The organism is Microcystis sp. M53602_WE12 (genome assembly GCF_030065455.1).
GTDB lineage: Bacteria > Cyanobacteriota > Cyanobacteriia > Cyanobacteriales > Microcystaceae > Microcystis > Microcystis aeruginosa.
Window position 1 is genome coordinate 1 of record NZ_JASJFB010000029.1, and the last position, 6,840, is coordinate 6,840.

General features: G+C 41.9%; 9 protein-coding genes. 5 read left to right on the forward strand and 4 right to left on the reverse strand.

Annotation, left to right across the window (positions count from 1 at the left end):
- The 3 genes from PX482_RS01125 to PX482_RS01135 all read left to right on the forward strand — a co-directional run.
- Positions 1 to 199 (forward strand): zinc ribbon domain-containing protein (locus tag PX482_RS01125; protein WP_147073889.1); only part of this gene is annotated, 199 nt, incomplete at its 5' end.
- 170 nt (positions 200 to 369) lie between these two features.
- Positions 370 to 849: a type 4 pilin gene (locus PX482_RS01130; RefSeq protein ID WP_288027682.1), complete on the forward strand. Its 480-nt coding sequence runs from the start codon at positions 370 to 372 to the stop codon at positions 847 to 849.
- A complete protein-coding gene (locus tag PX482_RS01135; RefSeq protein WP_288027680.1) occupies positions 827 to 1,453 on the forward strand; it encodes a pilus assembly FimT family protein in 627 nt (208 codons plus the stop codon). Before PX482_RS01130 ends, PX482_RS01135 begins: the two co-directional genes overlap by 23 nt.
- Positions 1,454 to 1,498: 45 nt before the next feature.
- Here PX482_RS01135 and PX482_RS01140 read toward each other — a convergent pair whose 3' ends face one another.
- Complete coding sequence (locus tag PX482_RS01140; RefSeq protein WP_002763677.1) at positions 1,499 to 1,900, reverse strand: sll0565 family protein; 402 nt, start codon at positions 1,898 to 1,900, stop codon at positions 1,499 to 1,501.
- A 72-nt stretch (positions 1,901 to 1,972) separates the two neighbouring features.
- Here PX482_RS01140 and PX482_RS01145 point away from each other — a divergent pair, with 72 nt between their 5' ends.
- Positions 1,973 to 2,254, forward strand: a complete 282-nt coding sequence (locus PX482_RS01145) for a DUF6439 family protein (protein WP_002763679.1) — start codon at positions 1,973 to 1,975, stop codon at positions 2,252 to 2,254.
- Here the strand turns inward: PX482_RS01145 and PX482_RS01150 are convergent.
- Together PX482_RS01150 and rlmD are read right to left on the reverse strand one after the other, a co-directional pair.
- Positions 2,251 to 2,652, reverse strand: a complete 402-nt coding sequence (locus PX482_RS01150; protein ID WP_002763681.1) for an ATP-binding protein — start codon at positions 2,650 to 2,652, stop codon at positions 2,251 to 2,253. The genes PX482_RS01145 and PX482_RS01150 overlap by 4 nt on opposite strands.
- Positions 2,653 to 2,993: 341 nt before the next feature.
- Entirely contained in the window at positions 2,994 to 4,361 is a 1,368-nt protein-coding gene (gene rlmD / locus PX482_RS01155) for a 23S rRNA (uracil(1939)-C(5))-methyltransferase RlmD (RefSeq protein WP_002763686.1), read from the reverse strand.
- A 278-nt stretch (positions 4,362 to 4,639) separates the two neighbouring features.
- On the opposite strand from rlmD, the gene PX482_RS01160 reads away from it, so the two are divergent.
- Entirely contained in the window at positions 4,640 to 5,542 is a 903-nt protein-coding gene (locus PX482_RS01160) for a hypothetical protein (RefSeq protein ID WP_002763688.1), read from the forward strand.
- Here PX482_RS01160 and PX482_RS01165 read toward each other — a convergent pair.
- Positions 5,539 to 6,840: ATP-binding protein (locus PX482_RS01165; protein WP_288121975.1), on the reverse strand; the 1,302-nt coding region annotated here is incomplete at its 5' end. The genes PX482_RS01160 and PX482_RS01165 overlap by 4 nt on opposite strands.

Genomic DNA, 6,840 nt, shown 5'->3' on the forward strand with positions numbered 1-6,840 from the left:
AATGCCGTTAAATGTTCGAGAATGGGACTGTCCAGACTGTGGGACTCACCATGACCGAGATATTAACGCTAGTAAAAATATTTTGGCCGCAGGGCTTGCGGTGTCAGTCTGTCGAGCGACCATAAGACCAGAACAGAGTAAATCTGTTAAGGCAGGTGCGAAAAATCCTTCGGGAAAGAAGCAGAAACCTAAATCGTGAGGTTTGGGAATCACCGTCCGTTTACGGCGGTGAGGATGTCAACTGGGTACTCTGTAGTTGAGAGCTAAAAAAAGTCAGTGGTTTTCAGGAAAAACGGGGAGGGTTGAAAAGTGAAATCAAAAGAAAAGGGAATACCGTTAAAACTACCGTCGTCCGAGTCAGGTTTCTCGATGTTAGAAGTGATAATTGCCATTTTAACTATTACCGCTTTCTTAACAGGAACCTTACAGTTAATGGCAGTGAATGCCTTATATAAAGTTCGGTCAGAAAGACAAGCTCAAGCTAACTTTTGGATACAAGAAGACTTCGAGGATACCAAATATCAAGCTTCGACTTTAGCTTTCGACGAGAAGTGGTGTACAGGAAAAGAGGGTTATGCCACAGCTTTAAGAAGACAACTAACGGCTCCCCCCCCCGACACCCCTATACCGAAGGAACGATTAGTAGCGAAAAAACCAATTGTCGGTAAAGACTATTCTCTCTTTCAAACTTTTAATATTGCTGAGCAATTGGATAATCCCCATCGTCTCCGTATTGATTATCGAGTCGAAGCAACAGATAAAACTCCTAAAGATTACCCCAACCAAGAAAATGTTATTGCCGAAAGTTCTGTCGAGGTGATTCCCGATGCGTCGTTTAACTGTCCATAAAAATCAGGGTTTTACCCTGTTAGAAATTTTGGTAGCTTTGGCAATTGCGGGAATTCTTGCCGCCTTAACTGGACCTAATTTATTAGCTTGGTTAAATAGCAATAAAGTCCAAGAAGCCACCGATTCTATACAATCAGCCCTACGGGATGCCCAAAGACAAGCCATCCGTCTAGGGAGAATTTGCACGATTAATTTTACTGAAGGGACTGGCACTGATCCCACGGTTTACCGGCAAATAACTGCCAATCAACCGGGTTGTTTAGTGGCGACTAATACTAATGCGGGTTCCCTAAGTCTGCCGCAGGAAGTATTTATGGTGGTGGATAATTTTCCAGATGTTCCCCCTGATGGCGACAGTCCGGGGGTACAGTTTTCCTTTCGGGGTCATGTGCCGGGGTTAACCTTTGAGCCGCGGGCAAACCAAGCGATAATCGTATTATATCCCGCCGCCGATGCCGCCAATCCCTATCCCAACCAAGAAAGAAAGTGTATAGTTATCGCTTCTCTGTTGGGAATAGTTAAACAAGGCACTTATAACGGCAATCCTCTAGATACGCTCGATGCCAATAATTGTCAAATCCGTCTGGATGGAACCCAACCCTAATCAGCTTCTCAAGGCAACATACCCCACTGTCCCCTGTGCAGTCAATCACCCGCTGCAGGATCGCAGAATCCAACCCAGTAAGACTCCGATACCACCAAAGCGGACAATTTGCCAAAAAACCTCCCCCAGCAGTCCGCGACGGATTCCTTCCCAGAATAGGCGCTTTAATTCCCCTTCTTTAAGTAAATTGCTTTCTAAAATTACCTCTAATTCTTGAATCTGTTCGCGAATTTGTAACAATTCCTTTTCTAGTTCAGGTAGGGGATTTTCCCGCCATTGGGGTTCTATTTGGCTAAATTGTGCCTCTAGGTCTTTTTTTTGCTGTTCTGCTTCGTTGATCTGTCGATAACGGTCTTTTAGTGTTGCGATCGCCGCTTCGACTTCTTCAATTGCTTCGGTAAATTCTGCCGATTCATCGTTAGGGTACGGGTTTTCTTCTAAGGACATGGACTCAATGGGATTTCCTGCGTCTAAACTATAGTTATAGACGATTTTACGGTTTTACGAAACCTTTTGATTATGATTCCATCCCCTGTCTCCTCCGCATCTCAGACTATTGATGATCTATCTACCCCGGAATTGGCGCGGATTTTGGCGGAACGTTTGGCGATCGCACCGATTGACTGGCATCGTCTGAAAGCCAATCGTAATGCTCGGGCCGCCGAACAATTAGGGACGGCTTTGGTGTTTTTATTAGATAATCAGCCAGAAGAAGCACTTCCTCGGCTACAACAGGCTACAGGCTGGCTCGATCGCTCGATTTCTGCTCCTCCCTGTCCTTCTCACGGTCACGGTCATTAATTAAACCAGCGTTCCTGTTTAATTTGTTTACAAAGTTTCAGTTGGGTTCCTTGTTGATTCCAGTGAACTTGGTCGAAGATTTGATATAACATACACAGTCCTCGGCCATTTTCCGCTTCTTCGGGGGGAAAATTGGGACAATCGCAACTACAGCCATGATGGGGACAACCTGGCGTAAATCCACAACCTTCGTCGGTAATTACCCAAGAATACTCGTCTTTACTGCTGGAAAAGTGAACGACCACGGTTTTGCTGGGATCGAGATGATTGCCGTGTTTAGCGGCATTAACTAAAGCTTCTTGCAATCCTAATCTAATTTCTGGTTCTAATTCTTCGGGAATACTAGCGGTCAATAAATCTAAAATCGGACAAAGATACAAGGTGGAAGCGAAACTCATGGTGTTCCAACTTCGTTTGCTTGTTGGCAGTGAAATAGCAATCACGCACTTTACCTCTAGCTTATATTCAATGACTGTTCTCTTACAGAAAGATTAAGGTCTCTTAACCGTCGATCTAGTTGATTGCCATACCTAATGAGTCATGTTTTATCCCTTTTCTGTCTCTGAGATTGATTAGATATTTTTATGATTGATCTACACACCAATCGAGAATCAAGGCCACTTTGAGCGGGTAATTAATCAAAAAAGTAGTTGACTGGAACGGTCTTTAGTATGCTATTATCCTTACCCATTGACTTTTCGACCATAAACGGCTAAAGTGTCGGGTTTTTCCTCCTATTTCATCCTACCATATTCGCTGTTTTTTGTCTAAGAAAAGCGGCGCATTCGACGTGGGGAGTTTGGGGAAAGAAATCAGCTGTTTGCACTTCTAGCAGTTGATAATCGCCTGTTTTACAGAGATATTGCAAGTCTCTGGCTAAAGTTGCACTTTGACAACTGATATAAACAATGCGTTGACTTTGCAGCTGTAACAGACTATCGAGGACAGATCGATCGCAACCTTTGCGGGGCGGATCGAGTAGAATAATGTCGGGTTTAACTGTCAGTTGCGGTAAAGTTTTTTCTACTGCCCCCAAAATAAAAGTTGTGTTGGTAATATTATTTAATTGGGCGTTAATCTTGGCTCGATCGAGGGAAAAGCTATAGGATTCTAGTCCAATCACCTCTTTAACCCGTTTAGCGAGGGGTAAAGTAAAAGTACCGATGCCACAGTAGGCATCAATGAGAATTTCTTCACCTTTAAGGTCTAATTTCTGACAAATAACCGCAAATAAGGCTTCAGCAGCCTCTGTATTAACCTGAAAAAAAGTATCGGCAGCCAATTGATAGGTTAATCCGGCGAACTTTTCGGTAATATAGTCCCTTCCGGCGATAGTTGTGGTCTGAGCGCCAAAAATAGCATTACCTCGCTCGGGGTGATAATTCACGGTTACACCGACTAAATTGGCGTATTTTGCCAGCCATTGCTGCGCCTGTGCCTCAATTCCCTGTAAATTATTATCGGTACTAATCAGGGTTAATAAAACTTCTCCAGTGTGGCGGCCAATTCTTAGGGATAAATGGCGTAATTGTCCTTGGTGGGTCTTTTCATCGTAAATTGACCAGCCTTGACCCTGAATATCCTGTTTTATCTCTGCTAGAAACGGATTTAAAGCCTGATCTTGAATCGGACATTGATTGAGATTAATCAGATGATGGCTGCCGCGACGATAATAACCTGCTTGCACATTGCCGGTGGGGGAAAATCCGAGGGGATAGGTAGCTTTATTGCGATAAGCGAGGGGAGAATTACCGGTGAGGGGAGGATAAACCAAAGGATCGCTAAAACCGCCAATTCTGGTTAATACCTCTTGTACTTGCTCTTTTTTGACTAGGCGCTGAAATTGGTCCTCGATGTGTTGCCATTGACAGCCACCACATTTATCGGCGACGATGCAGCGGGGCCGGATACGATGGGGAGAAGCTTGGAGAATAGTTTGTAGTTTGCCGATCGCATGACTTTTTTTGATATAGGTGATGCGAGTTTGAATGCGATCGCCAATGACCGTATCCGGCACAAAAATCACCTGTCCTCGGTATTTTCCCACACCTTCGCCCGTATGGTTGAGGTCGGTAATCTCGATCTCGATTAAATCACCTTGTTGCATAGTTAGGGAAACCAGTTTTCATCCAGGGTTAAGACTGTCGAGCTTTCTGATTCTAACAAAAGGTTTTGACAAAATTACCTTGACTGTGAGTTGTCCTCAGAATCAAGGGATTATTGTTTGAGTATAAATACTCATTGACAAACACATTTGATCTTTGTCACACTACCAGTCGAGATTAGTATATCGATATACCTATTTTTTGTATATTCTTATACTCAAAAACTTGGAACCAACAGTTTTTAGATAAATTACTTTCTCTTGCTAGTGTCATCAATCAAATGTCAACCATAATCAACAATAAAGAAATTCGAGTATTTGGCATTAAAAGAAGTGGTAATCATGCGATTATCAATTGGATTTTTTCCCAGATACCTGGTCAGGTAGTTTTTGCCAATCACTGCTATTTAGCAGGAAAGGAAATTCGTATTTACAAAGGTACAGGAAGAATTGACTGCAAGGGGATTAACTACTGGGATTTTAAGAAAAAATACTTCTTTTTTGAGAGAAATCCTTTCTTTAATAAAGAAATTGTCACTTATTCAAAAAATGATCAACGCTTTAATGGTCAAAAGCTCAAACAACATCCCAAAGAGGCGATAATTGTCAGCTTTGAGGAAAAAGATATTGAAAATTTCAGCGATTTGATGGATCGCTATCATGAGCAGTGGGTAGGCAAAAGTCAAGAGGTTTTTTCTATAGTTATTCTGCGGGATCCTTTCAATGTATTAGCCAGCATTTATCAAAAATGGGGCAAAGAAAACTTAAAAAATATTGCTGTTCTCTGGGAAAAATACGCTCAGGTTTATCTAAGTTACCAAAAAAGTGCTGATCGCTATCGTTTGGGAATCAACTATAATCAATGGTTAACAGATGTCAATTATCGGCAAGCAATTACAGAAAGACTGCAAATTCCTTTTGATGACTCGAAAAAAGAGTTAGTTGCCAATTTTGCTGGTGGTAGTTCCTTTGATGGCTTATCCTATCAACAAGAAGGGCAGAAAATGGATGTTCTTAATCGTTGGCAAACCTTTCGAGAAGATCCCGAATATTATAGTCTTTTTAATAATCCTCAACTGCTGAAATTATCCGAGGAGATTTTTGGTATCATTCCGGGTACTGAGGATTTTATTGCTTCTTTCCAGAAGAACCATTGGAGAAATCTCCCAAATAAATTCCTTTAAAATCCTAGATCGGCTTTGGCAATTTTGGCCGCCGCTAATACTTCCTCATCGGGTAATTCTCGCCAGTCGGTCGCACCTATTTCAGCATAGAATTTTTGATCGTAGGCGCGAGTACGAATTACTACCGGCATAGGGACCGCATGACCTAAAACTAAAGCTTGTTGTTTTGAGTCTAATTTCGCTAAAACTGATCGCAAACTTCCCCCTCCAGAAACCCCTGTAAATATGGCTTCGATGTCCTTTTCATCGTTTAATAAACAGGTGATTCTTGTCCCTACCTGAGACATGACTTCGTTATCAATTCCTGAAGGTCTTTGATCAACAATTAAGAGAGTAACAAAGTATTTTCGCATCTCCCTAGCGATGGTTCCAAAAATAGTTTGATGCACCACGGCAGAATCTAAAAATCGATGAGCTTCTTCAATAGTAATCACTAACTGTTGCGGCCGATCAACGGGGTTTTTGGTTTGTAAAAAATATTCAGCTTTTTTAACATAATTAGCATGAATCCGACGGGTGATCATATTGGTGGCTAACATATAGGAAAGCATATTACTTTGGGAGCCAAATTCAATGACAACGTGCTTACCTGCATCTAAAGCTTGTAAAACCTGATCGATATAATTGTGGGGACAAGCACTTCTTAAATATTTCAAACTATCTAGACGCATTAATTTTCTCTGGAGGGACATGATTGATCCCGCATGGCCTTGTTTTTCCGTACAGAAGATTTTAATATCCTCGTTACTCATATTTAATAACTGAGTAATCCAAGATTCTCCATACTCGTTATAGAGAATATTGGCATTATCTAAACTAGCTTCCGAGATGCCTAATTCCCGACCGATTAAACGAATATCCTCGATTTCAATTTGATTATAACTTAAGAATAATTCCTGCGCTCCTCGTACTCCCCGGCGTTTGGTAGAATCGGGATCGAGGGTATAAATTTCTACCTGTCCGGGGAATAATTGACATAATCCTTTCACCGTAGAAACCTCCTTCCCCTCTTTCATCGCTTCCCAACCGTATTCCGAGTGCATATCAAACATGAGGTTAACCCCTGCTTGTTTGCGAATAATGCCCGAAATTAGTAATCTGGTTAAAAAGGATTTTCCCGTCCCGGATTTGCCAAAAACACCGTTACTACGTTCCACAAAGCGATCGAGATTAATACATATTGGCACGTCCATGTCAAGGGGTTGACCAATAGCAAAATTCTTTCTGGTGGGATCATCTTCCCAACCGAAAACCATGCGAAAATCCTGCTCACAAGCTTCATAAACTTGGCTAAAATG

Bases quoted from the DNA above. Each gene is read 5' to 3' on its own strand.
- PX482_RS01130 (WP_288027682.1), top strand. From the start codon at position 370: ATGTTAGAAGTGATAATTGCCATTTTAACTATTACCGCTTTCTTAACA.
- PX482_RS01135 (WP_288027680.1), top strand. From the start codon at position 827: ATGCGTCGTTTAACTGTCCATAAAAATCAGGGTTTTACCCTGTTAGAA.
- PX482_RS01140 (WP_002763677.1), bottom strand. From the start codon at position 1,900: ATGTCCTTAGAAGAAAACCCGTACCCTAACGATGAATCGGCAGAATTT.
- PX482_RS01145 (WP_002763679.1), top strand. From the start codon at position 1,973: ATGATTCCATCCCCTGTCTCCTCCGCATCTCAGACTATTGATGATCTA.
- PX482_RS01150 (WP_002763681.1), bottom strand. From the start codon at position 2,652: ATGAGTTTCGCTTCCACCTTGTATCTTTGTCCGATTTTAGATTTATTG.
- rlmD (WP_002763686.1), bottom strand. From the start codon at position 4,361: ATGCAACAAGGTGATTTAATCGAGATCGAGATTACCGACCTCAACCAT.
- PX482_RS01160 (WP_002763688.1), top strand. From the start codon at position 4,640: ATGTCAACCATAATCAACAATAAAGAAATTCGAGTATTTGGCATTAAA.